Source organism: Empedobacter sp. UBA7611, assembly GCF_002484365.1.
Taxonomy (GTDB): domain Bacteria; phylum Bacteroidota; class Bacteroidia; order Flavobacteriales; family Weeksellaceae; genus Empedobacter; species Empedobacter falsenii_B.
The window spans coordinates 59,940-76,408 of sequence record NZ_DLJR01000021.1; the positions used below are offsets into that span (position 1 = coordinate 59,940).

Genomic DNA, 16,469 nt, shown 5'->3' on the forward strand with positions numbered 1-16,469 from the left:
TTTTCAAAACCAATTTTATGAGTTATCCTTTTCCGAAGAAAACTATTATAATTCCTCTGCTACTGCTTATACCAATGTGGATTATCTTTTTGTTCCAACAAAACGGATACAATTTAAACGGTTGTTACGGCGTTATTCCGAGAACTTTCGTAGGATTGAAAGGAATTCTGCTCTCACCTTTATTTCATTCGGGTTGGAAACACATTATCAGTAATACCTTTCCGTTAGCATTTCTTAGCTTTATCGCACTATTGATGTACGATAGATTAGCTTATTATGTTATTTTTTTTGGTTGGATTTTATCAGGAATTATTCTTTGGATGATTGGAAATCCTCCTTTTTTAGATGATAATGTAAGTTGCCATATCGGAGCAAGTTCTATCGTTTATTTATTGGCTTCGTTCATATTTTTCAGTGGAATTATTAGAAAAGAACGCGGTTTAATGGCGATTTCATTAATCATTATTTTATTATACGGCGGAATGATTTGGGGAATGGTTCCTCAAGAAATTTTACCACAATTAAAAACAGATACAAGTAGTAATTCTATTTCTTGGGAAGGACATTTAAGTGGATTTATTTCGGGTGCATTTTTTGCTTATTTGTTTAGAAATATTGGTCCACAAAAAGAAGTTCCGAAATGGGATCAAGAAAATTATTATGATCCACAAGCCGAGCGTTTATGGGATATTTACCAAGAACAAGAACGTTTGAAAGCAGAATATCTTGAATCTTTGGATGAGAAAGATGATAAAAATATTGAACCAAATTATCAAACAAAAACCCCTGAAAATTAATTTTCAGGGGTTTTTATTTTTTCAAATTCTTCTTAGAAAGGCATTCCAGGAATGTTTGGTAAATTTTCTTGAGCTGTTTTTTTCGCTCTGTCAATTGCTTCTGTTTTTACTTGTTCCAACGCTTTGTTTAACGTCATCACTAACAAATCTTCAATTTCTTCTTTTTCCATTCCTTCAGCAAGTTCAATATCTTTTACTGTTGCCAATTTAGACATTGTAATTTTTACTTTTCCATCGTTAGAAGTCGTTGTAAATATTTCTCCATCTAATTCATTTTTCAAATCAGAAAATTTATCTTTAAATGAATTGATTTTTCCCATCATTCCCATGATGTCTCCAAAATTTCCAAACATTTGTCTTTATCTTTAATAATTAGTTATTCGTGTAGTTTTTTCCACAATAAATCTTTCAATTCTGTGATTCCTTTTCCAGAAACAGACGAAATAAATATCGTATCAATATCAGTTGGTAATTGTGCTTTAATCTCAGCTTCCAATTCATCATCTAACATATCTGACTTAGAAATAGCTAAAATTCGTTCTTTATCTAACAATTCAGGATTGAATTTTTTCAATTCATTCAACAGAATTTCATATTCTTTTTTATAATCTTCTGTATCGGCAGGAATTAAAAATAATAAGTTAGAATTACGCTCAATATGACGCAAGAAACGATGTCCAAGACCTTTTCCTTCTGCCGCACCTTCGATAATTCCAGGAATATCTGCCATAATAAATGACTGATGATTACGGTATTCTACAATTCCCAAGTTAGGTGTTAACGTTGTAAATGCGTAATCTGCAATTTTTGGTTTAGCAGCCGAAACAGCTGATAATAAAGTAGATTTTCCTGCATTTGGAAAACCAACTAAACCAACATCTGCCAAAATTTTCAACTCCAATGTAACTTGACGCTCGTCACCATCCAAACCTGGCTGTGCATAACGAGGCGTTTGACGCGTTGCAGAACGGAAATGCCAGTTTCCTAGCCCCCCTTTTCCTCCTTGCGCAATAATTAATTCTTGCCCATTTTCTGTTACTTCGCCAATAATATTTCCTTCGTCATCTTTGGCAATTGTTCCGATCGGAACTTCCAAAATAATATCTTCACCGTCAGCACCAGTAGAACGAGATTTACCTCCACGTCCACCGTTTTGCGCACGGAAATGTCTTTTGAATCGAAATTCTAACAAGGTCCAAAGATTTGAGTTTCCAAGAAGCGTGATATTTCCTCCACGTCCACCATCTCCACCATCTGGTCCACCTTTGTCAATATATTTTTCGCGATGCAAACTTGCTGAACCCGCACCTCCATGTCCGGCTCTACAATTTATTTTTACGTAGTCAACAAAATTTGATTGCATAATTTTTCTCTTTTAATTAGTCTGCAAAAGTACAATTTCTAATTTGTTTATTAAAATCTTGTATTATCTATTTTGAATGAATAATTTATAATGACTCAGATTTTTATTTATATTTATTCAATTAATTAACACACTATCATGAATACTAAAAAAATTTGTCCGAATATACTGATGACTAACTTCTGAAAAAGCAAAAACAAACCAAAACAATGGTAATTACTTTTGGATGTTTGATGTTTTTGATTTCTATCTTCTTGGTATATTCAGCAATAAAATCAAAAAATTATGCATTAATTGCCGTTGCTTGCAGAACTTCAACTACTTTGATGCCTTTGGTCATAAGGCTTTCTATGATTAACAAAGAAATAAAATCGCGCCAAAAATAGATTCAATAGTATGAATAACGAACATTTACAACGATTACTTCCTTTTGGTTATATTTATTTAGTCTTCATGGGAATTATTAAAGAATCTATTTTTTATTATCAATTGGATATTAATATTCTGAAATTTTCGAGCATTATGGATATCTTAATTAGTCCAATAGCCGAAATCACCGCACATCCTTTCTTACTAATCTTTTTTATTCTTCTTATTTTTCTACTTTATAGTTTTAAACAGTATTCATTGAAATATCCAGAGAAAAAATTCATTAAGAAATATTACAAGATTAAAGAAACTGATAACCTCACGAATGAAGAATTCACTAAGAAAATTAATCAAAATTTAATTGGATTCTTTTTTGTTATGCTGATTTGTTTCTTTTTAGGATTTGGAGTTGGTGGTGGTAATTTTTTATCAAAACGAATAAAAAATGGAGATTTAAAATTCGAAAAATATGGACAGACCTTAACTTTCAATTCTGGTGAGAAAAAAGAAATTTATTTAGTCAATACGAATAGTCTTTATTATTTTTATGTTGTGAAAGGTCAAAAAACTGTTGAAATTTCTCCAATTAGCACAATACAATCAATCACGAAAAATAAGTAATCAAAACATATTTTTATAATGAATAGGATTGATTAATTTTGCAGCATGTACAAACAATTCAAAAACATTTTATTTCAATTACAGCCCGAAGATGCACATCATTTCGTTACGCGAAATCTAAAAAATTATGCTGCATTTCCTGGAGTTGGAAAATTATTAGATAAATTTTATCAATACAATCAACCAAGTTTAGAACGAGAAGTTTTTGGAATTAAATTCAAAAATCCAATTGGTTTAGCTGCAGGTTTTGATAAAAATGCTGAATATATTGAAGAATTGAACCACTTCGGATTCGGTTTTATCGAAATTGGAACCGTTACACCAAAACCTCAACCAGGGAATGATGCGCCGCGTATGTTTCGTTTGGTAGAAGATGAAGCGATTATCAACCGAATGGGATTTAATAACAAAGGTGTTGATTTTGCTGTTTCGAAAATTAGAGAATTAAAAAATCGTGAAAACTATATTATTGGTGGAAATATTGGTAAAAATAAATTGACGCCAAACGAAGATGCTGTTGATGATTATATCAAATGTTTCAATGCATTGTTTGATTATGTTGATTATTTTGTAGTCAATGTAAGTTCTCCAAACACACCTGGATTACGCGATTTACAAGAAAAAGAACCTTTATTGTACATTCTTAATTATTTGCAACAATACAATAATCAAAACGAAAAACCGAAACCAATTTTACTTAAAATCGCACCAGATTTAACAGATTCTCAATTGGACGATATTATAGATATTGTATTAGAATCTAAAATTGCTGGAGTGATTGCTACAAATACAACCATTTCAAGAGAAGGATTAAAATCTGATCCAGAAATTGTAAAAGAAACTGGTGGAGTTTCGGGAAAACCACTTAAAAATCGTTCAACAGAAGTGATTCGTTATCTTTCTGAAAAATCGAACAAAGCATTTCCTATCATTGGAGTTGGCGGAATTCATACAGCCGAAGATGCTAAAGAAAAACTGGAAGCTGGTGCAAGTTTGTTACAAGTTTATACAGGTTTTATTTATGAAGGTCCTGCTGTTGTAAAAAACATTTGTAAAGGCTTGGTTGAAGGAAAAAAGTAAAGTCATTCTGAACTCGTTTCAGAATCACATGATATAAATTGATGAGAAGCTGAAATAAATTCAACTTGACATAATTGTCATTCCGAGCTTGTCGAGGAATCTCAGATTCTTCATTTCGCAAAAGATACATTCAGAATGACATTATACTAAAAATGCAACTTTAATTAAAAGGAGCATTTTTAATATAATGTAAAAGTTGTTCTTATAAAACTTCTTTAATTGCTGCGTTCAATTTTTCGGTAATATCTTCAATAGAACCTACTCCATCAATCTCAACCCATTTTCCTTGCGCTTTGTAGTGTTCTGCTACAATTGCAGTTTTCTCGTAATATTCTGTAATACGATCGCGGATAATTTTTTCGTCCACATCATCAGCACGACCAGAAGTTTTTCCGCGTTCTAATAAACGTTGAACCAAAATTTCGTCATCCACAACTAATGCTAATGTAATCGAAACTTCGCTTTCGTATTTATCTGCTAAGATTTTATCTAAAGCCTCTGCCTGAGATGTTGTACGTGGATATCCATCAAAAATGTATCCTTGCGCATTTGGATTGTTATCTAAATGATCAACCAACATATTTGTTGTTACCTCATCTGGAACTAATTGTCCCTTGTCCATGTAAGATTTCACAAGAGCGCCTAATTCTGTTTCATTTTTAAGGTTGAAACGAAATAAGTCTCCAGTAGAAATTTGAGGAGTTTGGTACTTTTCTTCTAAAAATTTAGCTTGTGTTCCTTTACCACTGCCAGGAGGTCCGAACAATACAATGTTTAGCATTTTGTTTTAATGTTTTATTTGATAAATATCTGGTAAATTTCTTCCTAATCCGTCAAAATCTAATCCATAACCTACTACAAATTTATCAGGAATAGAGATTCCTACTAAATCTACCTTTAAATCTTTTTTGTAAGCATCTGGCTTAAATAATAAAGTTGCTACTTTTAATGATTTTACCTTTTTCTCTTTCAAGATTCGGTGCAACTCTACTAACGTATTACCTGTATCTACAATATCTTCTAAAATAATTACGTGACGTCCTTCAACATTCATCGGAATATCCATCTCAATAGTAATTTTCCCTGTTGATTCTGTTCCTTCGTAAGATTTTAATTTCAAGAATGAAATCTCACATTCTCCTTGATATTGTTTTAAGAAATCGCTGAAGAACATTACAACTCCGTTTAATACACCAACAAAAATCGGTCTTTCGTCTTTGTATTCTTCGTAAACTTCGTTTGCCATATTTTTGATGGCGTGTTCTATTTCTTCAAAAGCGATGTACGGAATAAATTTTTTACCGTGAATTTCTATTTCTTTCATTGTTTGAGATATTCAAATATATACTTTTTTTGATAAAGTTTAAAACATTTATCTATTTTATTAGATTGTCATTGAGAAAATGCGTGTTTCTGGCTCGTTATCTATCATTCTCTTATCGAATGTCATACACACATTTCGAACGTATGGACGTCCTTCTTCTTTTACGATCAAACCATTTTCTACAAATTCAATCAAATTATCGTCAACCATATCTTGTAACATAGTTTTGATACGATCTACATCATCAAATTTCATGTTATCATCAGCCCAAGAAGTTTCTAAATTACACATTAAATTTAGAATATGACGACGCATAATCAAATCTTCTTCTGATAATATATGTCCTTTGAAAACGGATAATTCTCCGTTATTGATTGATTTTTCGTACTCTTCTACTGTCTTCTCGTTTTGTGCAAAACTATACCAAGAATCACTGATAGAAGAAACTCCTAAACCAACCATTAATTGTGTTTTCGAAGAAGAATATCCCATAAAATTACGATGTAATGTATGGTTTTTCATCGATTGATACATCGAGTCTTGTTCTAAGGCAAAATGATCCATTCCAACTTCGAAATAGTTCATTTCCTCGAACATTTTCTTTCCTTCTTCATATAATGCACGTTTCAATTCTGGTGAAGGCAAATCATCGTCCTGAAAACCACGTTGTCCAACACCTTTTATCCACGGCACATGCGCATAACTGTAAAACGAAATACGATCTGGATTTAATTCTTTTGTCAAATTAATAGTTTCCATCATTCCTTCCATTGTTTGATGTGGAAGACCAAAAATCAAATCGTGAGAAATCGATGTAAAACCAATTTCGCGCGCTTCTTCGGTTGCTCTTTTCACATTCTCGAAAGGTTGAACACGATTGATCGCTTCCTGAACTTTCAGATCATAATCTTGTACACCATACGAAATACGTCTAAAACCTAAATCGTATAAAGCCTGTAAATGTTCTCTTGTTGTGTTATTTGGATGACCTTCTAAACTAAATTCGTGTCCTTCAGCTACATCCGCATATTCAAAAATACCATCAATTAATTTCTTCAAATTTTCTGGAGAAAAAAACGTTGGTGTTCCTCCTCCTAAATGAATTTCTTTAATTTTTGGTCGAGATGAAAATAAATCCACATATAATCTCCATTCTTTCAAAACTGTATCAATATACGGAACTTCTACCGAATGTTGTTTCGTAATACGTTTGTTACATGCACAAAACGTACACAACGACTCGCAATAAGGTAAATGAATATAAATTGATATTCCTTCTTCTACATTACTTTCATCGAAAGATCGTTGAAAAGTTTCAATCCAACCTTGTTTAGTAAAATCATCATTGTCCCAAAACGGAACAGTTGGATAACTTGTGTAACGAGGTCCTGGAATATTATATTTCTGAATTAAATTATCCATTATCTAAAAAAATTAAAAATACTTAATCAACTTGACTAAGTATTATTTAATAAATTTTCTTTAAAAATTATTTTTATAGAATTGCCTGACGAACTCTAACTAATTTAGTTAATAAGTCTTCTAACAAATCTAATTGTAACATGTTTGCACCGTCACTTTTTGCATTTTTAGGATCTGGATGCGTTTCGATAAAAATACCATCAGCACCAACAGCAATTCCAGCTTTAGCAATCGTTTCGATTAATTCTGGCTTTCCTCCTGTTACACCTGAAGCCTGATTTGGTTGTTGTAAAGAATGTGTGATATCTAAAATAACTGGTGCATAATTTTGCATCACAGGAATTCCACGATAATCTACCACTAAATCTCCGTAACCTAACATTGTTCCACGCTCGATAATTGCTACATTATTATTACCAGAATCTGTTACTTTTTCTACAGGAAATTTCATTGCTTCTGGCGAAAGAAATTGACCTTTTTTCAACGTAACATGTTTTCCAGTTTGTGCAGCTGCAACCACTAAATCGGTTTGACGAACCAAGAAAGCAGGAATTTGTAGCACATCTACATAAGCCGCCGCCATTTCTGCATGAAAAGGTTCGTGAATATCTGTAGTTGTTGGAACATCAAAAGTTTCTCCAACTTTTTGAATAATTTTCAATGCTTTTTCATCTCCAATCCCTGTAAAACTATCAATACGAGAACGATTTGCTTTTTTGAAAGATCCTTTAAAAACATAAGGAATCTCTAATTTATCAGTAATTGTTACTACTTTTTCAGCAATTCTCAAAGCCATATCTTCACTTTCGATGGCACATGGACCAGCAAGTAAAAAGAAGTTTGGCGAATCTTTGTGTTTTATCTTTGATAAAGTTTCTATCATTGTGCAAATTTACACAAAGTTATCGACTTATTTTTCATAATTTTGCCTATACTTTATCATTCTTATTTATCGTTTTATGGATTTTTTATCTAACATTGGTATAGCTGATATTTTTGGCTATCTTGCTTCAGTCTTTATTGTACTAGCATTCTTTTTTTCGAAGATTACAATTATCCGCATTATCAATGCAATTGGTTGTGTATGTTTTGTAATTTATGCTGCTATGATCGAGGCTTGGCCAGTCCTTATTCCAAATGCGATTTTATTTTTAGTTCAGGCGTATTATATCATCTTCAAACCTGGAAAATAATCTTCAAAAACCATAAAATTGAAAATCCTATCTGCTGTACTAAATAATATTGAAACGGATCAAAGATTAGATAAAGTTTGCCATTCTTTGTTAAAATTTGGATACGATGTAGAATTGATTGGCGCGACTATAAACGGTAGACCGAAATTGAATAAACCGTACAAGACATTTTTGATGGAACAAAAGAATCAATCAACAATGAAAAAGTATGCTGAATTCAATTACAAATTATTTTTCACTTTACTTAAAAAAGCGGATAAACAAACTATTTTACTAGCGAATGATTTAGATAGCTTACTTCCTTTTTATTTGGTAAGTAAAATCAAAAAAATTCCTTTAGTTTTTGATAGTCACGAAATTTATTCAGAATTGCCATCATTACACAATCGTCCTAAAACAAAAAAAGTTTGGAAAACTTTAGAACGTTCTCTTGTTCCAAAAATCAAGTATTTTTATACCGTAAGTGATGGATATGCCAATTGGTTTCGCAAGGAATATGGTGCTAATCCGGCTGTGATTAGAAATGTTCCCAACCGAACAAAACTTAACGATAAACAAGATTTAATTTTCTTTCGCTTACCCGAAAATCCAACAAACGATAAAATATTATTGTATCAAGGCGCAATTAACATGAGTCGAGGAATTGACAGAATGATTAAAACGTTTAAACACATCGATAATTGTCAATTTTGGATTGCTGGCGAAGGGCCTAAAAAAGCAGAATACGAACAATTAGTAAAAGATTTGAACTTGACTAATCGCATTCATTTTTTAGGAAATATTCCCCCAAAAACTTTAAAAACTATAACACCTTTAGCTGATGTAGGAATGAGTATGGAAGAAGATTTAGGATTAAGCTATCGCTACGCTCTACCGAATAAATTATTTGACTTTATTCAAGCTAGAGTACCAATTTTAGCAACAAATTTACCTGAAATCAAAAAAATGGTCGAAGAATATAAAGTTGGAAAAGTGATTGACAATCACGAACCAAAACATTTGGCTGAAAAACTACAAGAAATCTTAAACGAAGGAAAAAGAAGTTACCAAGAAAACCTTGCAAATGCTGCAAATGAACTTTGTTGGGAAAATGAAGAATTAAAATTGAAGGAGATTTTTGAAAAAATAAAAAAGTAGATTAAATTTTAATCTACTTTTCTTCTTTTTTATAAATATGTGGATTTTCCACTACTCCTTTTTTAAATACTTTTCTAACGCCCATTCTTAGAGCATTATCAACTTGTAAAACTTGATCCAAAACCTTTTGCTCTGGACGACCTCTAAACGAAGTCACATGAAAGGAATCTGTCTCTCTTAAAGGTTCTTTAGAAAAATAATAATTTGAAACACATTTTCTAAAACCTTTAAACTTTATTGGAGAAACCGAATGCAAAGAATCATTATGCGTTGCCATTACTGCTAATCGATTGAATTTACTAAAAATTGTAATCTGATCATTTTTCAATCCATTTGGCCAAATTTCCAAATTTCCACCATATTCTTCTTTCCAATCTGGCGTTACATAATACAACAAATTCAACACACGCCACAATTCTCTTTTCGCATCATGAGAATTATCCAAATGAGGCTGCAAAAACTGACGATTTCCCATCATAGATAAACCACCAGCATACAAAGACGAATCTGGAATAGGTTGTTTTATTTCACAAATTTCAGCAATCAAATTTACGATTCTTTCATCTTGAAAAGCATAAATAATTTCTTCTAAAATAGGATGATATTGATTCATTTGAACAGCAATATATTTATCTTCTTTCAAACTTTTTTTCAACACCATTTCTTTTTCTTGTGGAAAAATTTGATTTATATCCAAAGCTAATTCTTCTGGCAATAAATCATCAACCCAAAAATAACCGATCTTATCTTTGCTACTATTGTATTGTTGACTTATTTCTTCCTTTTGATCAATTAATCGTTGTAAAATTATATCTGCAAATTGATTTCTATTCATAATCATAAAGTTAATTAAAAATTTGTTTCAAAATAATTTCTGCATTCAATTTATCATTCAAATCATATTCAAGCGTATCAACATATTCTTTTGACGCTAAAAAAGGTTGATTTTTTAAATGATTAATAGCTTTTATCAGCTCTGATTTATTCGAAACTTGAACACAAAGTCCACTAATTTTCTCGTCATCTATCACATTTTCATTTATTATCGAAAAACGACTATTGAATAATGCATTTATCACTTTTAGTTTTGTTCCAGATTCCTGAAAAGACCACGCTATATTGAGATGTGCTTTTTCGAAAAGATTTTTCAAATGATCAAAATCTTTCAATTTAACAAATTGTATACGAGGATAATTTTTAATTTTTTCTTTTACCCAATTCTCTCTAGAACCTGAAGCAATAACGAAAGGATAATCAATTCCTTTAAACACTTCTATCAAAAAATCGACTACTTTACAATTGTCCGAAGCTCTCAAATCACCATGATATAAAGCAAATTCTCCTTTTTCACTTAGTGATTGAAAAGTTTCATTTCCATGAAAAACAGGCACAAATTTTCCTTTATTATATTTTTCTTGAATATAATTTTGTTCAAATTTAGAGAGTGTAAAAACTTCATCAAACTGATGGATGATATTTTCGTATTGAATATATTTTTTTGCCTCAATATAAAACAATGCTTTTTTTACCAGATTCTTCTCGCTTTCAGCTAATCCAGAAAAATAATTTTGTTCAATATTATGTAATCGCAAATATTTAGAATAACCTTCAAGGTTATATTTATTCAAAATAAATGTTGTTTTTAGACTTTCAAAAAATATAGGTGCTTTCAACGATTTAATTCGTTCATACAATAATTTGCTATCCCTCGATTTTACTGAAATAGGATATTTCTGAAAAATATAATAAGGCATCTGATGTATTGGATAAAAATAAACTTCTTTAGCATATTTCCTTAAAACATCGCTTTCTGTTTCGTTAAACCCAAACAAATGTAAATGAATTTCAATCCCAAGTTGATGAAATGCTTTCAATTTATAAAAAACATCTATAACACCTCCATAATTGGGAGGAAATGGAACATCCATACTTATAAAATGAAGTTTATTACCTTGATACATTAGTTAGTTAATTATTTAACAAAAAAAAGAGTCTACAACTAAGTAAACTCTTTCTTTAAAATTATATTGTGTAATTTATCTTATTCTGATATCGCTTCCGCAACTTCAAATAATCTTCCGTCTTCACAACGCACTTTACGCGCAGGATAGCGACGAATAATTTCATAATCGTGTGTAGCCATCAAAACTGCACAATTATTTTCTTTCGATACCGACAACAATAAATCCATAATATCATTTGACGTTTCTGGATCTAGGTTTCCTGTAGGCTCATCTGCTAAAATTAATTCAGGATGATTTAATAAAGCACGAGCTATAGAAACACGCTGTTGTTCTCCTCCAGAAAGACGGAAAGGCATCATTTTCTTTTTTGACAACATCCCTACCGAATCTAAAACCTCATCAATACGTTTATCGATTGTAGCCTTATCTTTCCAACCTGTTGCTTTCAAAACGAACGTCAAATTTTGCTCAACTGTACGATCTGTTAACAATTGGAAATCTTGGAAAACAATTCCTAAATGTCTTCTAAGATCAGGAATCTTACTTGTTTTCAATGATTTCAAATCCATTCCAACCACAGAACCTTGTCCCGATTGAAGCGGCAAATCACCATAAAGCACTTTCAACAAACTACTTTTTCCACTTCCTGTTTTTCCAATAAGGTAGACAAATTCTCCTTCATTAAGTGTAAAATTAACGTCAGATAATACTAAATGATTTCTTTGATATATAGATGATTGACTTAACTCAATTACATTTTTAGCTTCCATACTTTTCTACAGTCTTTAAAACAAATGTAAAAAAAAAGCTTGAAAGAACGACCTTCAAGCTTATTTTTTATGAATTGTAGCGATTATCTTTTAGCTCTTACTTCACTAACAGTTAATGCTTTTCTTCCTTTCTTTCTACGAGCAGCTAATACTTTGCGCCCGTTTTTAGAAGCCATACGCTCACGGAATCCGTGTTTGTTTCTTTTTTTTCTGTTACTTGGTTGAAATGTTCTCTTACTCATCTTTACTAAGTTTCTAATCCATTACTCGAATGGGTTGCAAATATACAGTTATTATTATTAATTCAAAAATCAAATTGATAGAAAATTACAAAAAAGCTGAATTAATAGTAAACCGCGTTCCGTTCTACACTTTGTAATTTTCGAAGTGCAAATATAAAAACATTTTTTTGTTAAGCAAGAGAAAATTAAAACAATAACAATTAAAACTTATCAACAATATCATTTACGAGGATAAAACAAAGCTATTTTTAGAAGGATTAGAAAAGTTTCCTTAAAACTTTCATAAAACATCAAATATCTTGTTTTTATCAATCTTTTTTTAGCTTAAAATTCGTATATTAGCCACCTTATATAACAAAACAATATGACTGAAGGAGAAAGACTAATCCCAATTAACATTGAGGATGAAATGAAATCCGCTTACATCGATTATTCGATGTCGGTAATCGTATCTCGTGCGCTTCCGGATGTGCGTGATGGCTTAAAACCTGTACACCGTAGAGTATTATTCGGAATGTATGAATTAGGTGTTTTTTCTAATCGTTCTTACAAAAAGTCGGCACGTATTGTAGGGGAAGTTTTAGGTAAATTTCACCCACACGGCGACAGTTCTGTTTACGACACAATGGTACGTATGGCGCAACCTTGGTCTTTGCGTTACTTATTAGTTGACGGACAAGGTAACTACGGTTCTGTAGATGGTGATCCACCTGCTGCAATGCGTTATACTGAAGCAAGACTTCAAAAAATTTCAGACGAATTATTAGCTGATTTAGATAAAGAGACAGTTGACTTTCAACTAAACTTTGACGATACTATCCAAGAACCTACTGTATTACCTACTCGTGTTCCAAACTTATTGGTAAATGGTGCATCTGGTATTGCGGTTGGTATGGCAACAAATATGGCGCCACATAACTTAACAGAAGTTATTGACGGAACAATTGCTTACATCGACAATCGTGAGATTACAATTGACGAATTAACACAATACATCAAAGCACCAGACTTCCCAACAGGAGGTACAATCTATGGTTATGATGGTGTAAAACAAGCTTTCGAAACTGGACGTGGACGTGTTGTTTTACGTGCAAAAACTAATTTCGAAGAAGTACATGGTCGCGATTGTATTATTGCTACAGAAATTCCTTACCAAGTTAACAAAGCAGACATGATTGCAAAAACTGCTGAGTTAGTAAAAGATGGTAAATTAGATGGTATTTCTGAGATTCGTGACGAATCTGACCGTAAAGGTATGCGTATCGTTTATGTCCTTAAAATGGATGCGGTTCCTAACGTTGTTTTAAATAAACTATATAAATTTACTCAATTACAATCATCTTTCAGTGTAAATAATATTGCCTTGGTAAAAGGTAGACCAGAGCAATTGAATTTGAAAGACATGATTTATCATTTCGTAGAACATCGTCACGAAGTGATTGTTCGTCGTACGGAATACGAATTGAGAAAAGCGCAAGAAAGAGCTCATATCTTAGAAGGTTACATGAAAGTAATCGGAACACAAGATGATCTTGATCGTGCAATTAAAATCATTCGCGAATCTGCAACACCAGACGAAGCGCGCACAGGATTAATGGAAGCTTTCGAGTTATCAGAAATTCAAGCACGTGCAATCTTAGATTTACGTTTACGTACATTGACTGGTCTTGAGATTGATAAAATTCGTGAAGAGTACGAAGAAATCATGAAAATGATTAACCATTTGAAAGATATTTTAGCAAACGAAGATTTACGTATGCAAATTATCAAAGATGAGTTATTAGAAATTCGTAAAAAATATGGTGACGAACGTCGTACAGATATCGATTACGCAGGTGGAGACTTAAATATCGAAGATTTAATTCCTGATGAGCAAGTTGTTTTAACGATTTCTCACATGGGTTACATCAAACGTACACCACTTTCTGAATACCGCAAACAATCTCGTGGAGGAGTTGGTAATAGAGCCGCTACAACACGTGACGAAGATTTCTTAGAGTATATGGTTTCGGCATCTAACCACCAATACATGTTATTCTTTACAGAAAAAGGAAAATGTTATTGGATGCGTGTGTACGAAATTCCAGAAGGTTCTAAAACATCTAAAGGTCGTGCAATTCAGAATTTGATTAACATCGAGCCAGATGATAAAGTAAAAGCATATATCCTTACACATGATTTAATGAACGAAGAATACGTAAATAATAATTACGTAATCATGGTAACTAAAAATGGTATCATCAAGAAAACATCTTTAGAATCTTATTCTCGTCCACGTGTTAATGGTATCAACGCAATTACTGTTCGCGAAGGTGACACATTATTAGAAGCTTTATTAACAGATGGTAAATCTCAAATTATGATCGCTTCTAAATATGGTAAAGCTATCCGTTTCGAAGATGAGAAAGTTCGTCCAATGGGTCGTACTGCTTCTGGTGTTCGCGGAATCAACTTAGGAGATCAACCAGATAATGAGGTTATCGGGATGATTGTTGTGACTGATGTAGAAAAAGAAACTGTATTAGTTGTTTCTGAACAAGGTTACGGAAAACGTTCTTCTATCGAAGATTATCGTGAAACGAATCGTGGCGGTAAAGGTGTAACAACTCTTAATATTACTGATAAAACTGGAAAATTAATCGCGATTGAAGCTGTTACAGACGAAGATGATTTAATGATTATTAATAAATCTGGAGTTGCAATTAGAACTGGTTTAGATGAAATTCGTGTAATGGGTCGTGCAACGCAAGGTGTTCGATTGATTAACTTGAAAAAGAACGACGAAATTGCAGCAATTGCAAAAGTACAGGTTGAAGAAGAATTGGAAGACGAAGTAGAACTTGATGAAGAAGGAAATCCAATTGTTGTAGAAAACACAAACGAAAACAACGAAACTCAAGCAGAAGAAACGCCTGCTGAGGATCCAAATAATGAATAATCAATGAAAAAATTATTATTTAGTTTAGGATTAGTTTTAGCAATGTCAACATCATTCGCTCAAACTAACACAGAAGAATTAACGACAGAACCTACAGTTTTAGCTGAAAAATATAATAAATCAGCAAAAGAAAACTTAGCAAAAGGTGACGTTACAAAAGCAAGTCAAGATTTAGCAAAATTATCTAAATACGAAAACGGTAAAGTTTGGCAAGTCAAAAATAAAGACTCTAAAAAAGACGAATTTTACTATTCTCAAGCCGATTTAGATAAAGCTACAGCTAGTGGTAATTACGCAAAAGCGAAAGAAGTTGCTTTACAACCAAAATATGGTTTCTTGTTGCAATCTGAAGTTTCTAATTTAGCAAACAAAGAATTAGACGCTGCAAACAAAGCAATGGACGCTAAACAATACACAGAAGCTGGAACAAAATTCTTAAATGTTTATAACCTAGTTGAAGCTTTAGGTACAAAAGAAGATATCTATAAATATCAAGCAGCAATCTGTTTTTACAACGCAGCTGATTATGATAAATCGTTAACGATTTTGAAAGAATTAGCAGCAAAAGGATTCACTGGTAAATCAGCTAATCAAACAAAAGATTACAACCGTGATATGTATGTTTTGGCACTTAATGGATTGTACAATGCAAAAAAATACGATGCTATCGTAGAAGAAGCAACTACAAAATATCCAAAAGATGCTGACATCAACAACATCGCAACTGGAATTTACCAAGTTTCTGGAAACGCTGATAAAATGACAAAACGTATCGAAGAAGCGATTAAAATCAATCCAAACGATGCGCAAAATTATTATAACTTAGGTGTTTTATATTTAGATGACGCTTCTAAAGCAGCAGAATCTAAAAACTTGTTTAAAAAAGCGATTGAATTAAATCCTAAACATTTCGAGTCTTATAACAATTTAGTTTTAGCTATTTTGCAACCAGATAAAGAAATTGTTGAAACAATGAACAACAATTTAGGAACATCTAAAAAAGAGAAAGAAGTTTATAACGCAAACGAAGCAAAACGTAAAGCTTTGTTTACAGAAGCAGCTCCTTATCTTGAAAAGATGTACGAAATTCAACCAGAAAATCGTCAAGTTATTCGTAACTTAATTCAAGCTTACAAAACTTTAGGAAACGATCAAAAAGAAAATTTCTATCGTGACGCTGAGAAAAAATTAGTAAAATAATTATTTCAATATAACACAAAAAAGGACTTCAATTGAAGTCCTTTTTTTT

The 16,469-nt window shown here is 32.0% G+C and carries 17 protein-coding genes; 7 read left to right on the top strand and 10 right to left on the bottom strand.

Annotated elements, in window-relative coordinates; translation table 11 throughout:
* The first annotated feature begins 17 nt into the window (after positions 1–17).
* Entirely contained in the window at positions 18–797 is a 780-nt protein-coding gene (locus B3R94_RS02760) for a rhomboid family intramembrane serine protease (protein WP_260392035.1), read from the top strand.
* A gap of 32 nt (positions 798–829) precedes the next feature.
* On the opposite strand, the gene B3R94_RS02765 is transcribed toward B3R94_RS02760, so the two are convergent.
* A complete protein-coding gene (locus B3R94_RS02765) occupies positions 830–1,150 on the bottom strand; it encodes a YbaB/EbfC family nucleoid-associated protein (protein WP_038333099.1) in 321 nt (106 codons plus the stop codon).
* Positions 1,151–1,173: 23 nt separating this feature from the next.
* Positions 1,174–2,160 carry a GTPase ObgE gene (gene obgE / locus B3R94_RS02770; protein WP_115001628.1) on the bottom strand — a complete coding sequence of 329 codons (987 nt, stop codon included), beginning with the start codon at positions 2,158–2,160 and terminating at the stop codon, positions 1,174–1,176.
* A 396-nt stretch (positions 2,161–2,556) separates the two neighbouring features.
* Here obgE and B3R94_RS02775 point away from each other — a divergent pair, with 396 nt between their 5' ends.
* Positions 2,557–3,150, top strand: coding sequence for a hypothetical protein (locus B3R94_RS02775; RefSeq protein ID WP_219033695.1), 594 nt, complete (start codon positions 2,557–2,559; stop codon positions 3,148–3,150).
* Positions 3,151–3,195: 45 nt separating this feature from the next.
* Complete coding sequence (locus B3R94_RS02780; RefSeq protein ID WP_291098491.1) at positions 3,196–4,230, top strand: quinone-dependent dihydroorotate dehydrogenase; 1,035 nt, start codon at positions 3,196–3,198, stop codon at positions 4,228–4,230.
* Positions 4,231–4,432: 202 nt separating this feature from the next.
* On the opposite strand, the gene B3R94_RS02785 is transcribed toward B3R94_RS02780, so the two are convergent.
* The 4 genes from B3R94_RS02785 to kdsA form a co-directional block, all read right to left on the bottom strand.
* A complete protein-coding gene (locus tag B3R94_RS02785; RefSeq protein ID WP_125350758.1) occupies positions 4,433–5,011 on the bottom strand; it encodes an adenylate kinase in 579 nt (192 codons plus the stop codon).
* Positions 5,012–5,017: 6 nt separating this feature from the next.
* Positions 5,018–5,554 (bottom strand): hypoxanthine phosphoribosyltransferase, encoded by a 537-nt coding sequence (gene hpt, locus B3R94_RS02790; protein ID WP_038333090.1) that lies wholly within the window; start codon positions 5,552–5,554, stop codon positions 5,018–5,020.
* A gap of 60 nt (positions 5,555–5,614) precedes the next feature.
* On the bottom strand, positions 5,615–6,976 hold the full coding sequence (gene hemN, locus B3R94_RS02795; protein ID WP_115001634.1) for an oxygen-independent coproporphyrinogen III oxidase: 1,362 nt from the start codon (positions 6,974–6,976) through the stop codon (positions 5,615–5,617).
* Between the two features lie 73 nt (positions 6,977–7,049).
* A complete protein-coding gene (kdsA, locus tag B3R94_RS02800; protein ID WP_115001635.1) occupies positions 7,050–7,859 on the bottom strand; it encodes a 3-deoxy-8-phosphooctulonate synthase in 810 nt (269 codons plus the stop codon).
* Between the two features lie 76 nt (positions 7,860–7,935).
* On the opposite strand from kdsA, the gene B3R94_RS02805 reads away from it, so the two are divergent.
* Together B3R94_RS02805 and B3R94_RS02810 are read left to right on the top strand one after the other, a co-directional pair.
* Positions 7,936–8,169, top strand: a complete 234-nt coding sequence (locus B3R94_RS02805) for a uroporphyrinogen decarboxylase (RefSeq protein WP_115001637.1) — start codon at positions 7,936–7,938, stop codon at positions 8,167–8,169.
* Between the two features lie 18 nt (positions 8,170–8,187).
* Entirely contained in the window at positions 8,188–9,306 is a 1,119-nt protein-coding gene (locus B3R94_RS02810) for a glycosyltransferase (protein WP_291098493.1), read from the top strand.
* A gap of 13 nt (positions 9,307–9,319) precedes the next feature.
* Here B3R94_RS02810 and B3R94_RS02815 read toward each other — a convergent pair whose 3' ends face one another.
* The 4 genes from B3R94_RS02815 to rpmH form a co-directional block, all read right to left on the bottom strand.
* A complete protein-coding gene (locus B3R94_RS02815) occupies positions 9,320–10,141 on the bottom strand; it encodes a 2OG-Fe(II) oxygenase (protein ID WP_291098496.1) in 822 nt (273 codons plus the stop codon).
* 10 nt (positions 10,142–10,151) lie between these two features.
* Positions 10,152–11,234 carry a glycosyltransferase gene (locus B3R94_RS02820; protein ID WP_291098499.1) on the bottom strand — a complete coding sequence of 361 codons (1,083 nt, stop codon included), beginning with the start codon at positions 11,232–11,234 and terminating at the stop codon, positions 10,152–10,154.
* Positions 11,235–11,347: 113 nt separating this feature from the next.
* Positions 11,348–12,040 (bottom strand): cell division ATP-binding protein FtsE, encoded by a 693-nt coding sequence (locus B3R94_RS02825; protein ID WP_038333079.1) that lies wholly within the window; start codon positions 12,038–12,040, stop codon positions 11,348–11,350.
* 83 nt (positions 12,041–12,123) lie between these two features.
* Positions 12,124–12,282 (bottom strand): 50S ribosomal protein L34, encoded by a 159-nt coding sequence (gene rpmH / locus B3R94_RS02830; protein ID WP_019974979.1) that lies wholly within the window; start codon positions 12,280–12,282, stop codon positions 12,124–12,126.
* Between the two features lie 364 nt (positions 12,283–12,646).
* Between rpmH and gyrA the strand changes: the two genes are divergently transcribed.
* Together gyrA and B3R94_RS02840 are read left to right on the top strand one after the other, a co-directional pair.
* A complete protein-coding gene (gene gyrA, locus B3R94_RS02835; protein ID WP_291098501.1) occupies positions 12,647–15,220 on the top strand; it encodes a DNA gyrase subunit A in 2,574 nt (857 codons plus the stop codon).
* A gap of 3 nt (positions 15,221–15,223) precedes the next feature.
* The gene (locus B3R94_RS02840) at positions 15,224–16,420 is read left to right on the top strand and encodes a tetratricopeptide repeat protein (protein ID WP_291098504.1); all 1,197 of its coding nucleotides are present in this window, start codon (positions 15,224–15,226) and stop codon (positions 16,418–16,420) included.
* Positions 16,421–16,469 lie beyond the last annotated feature (49 nt).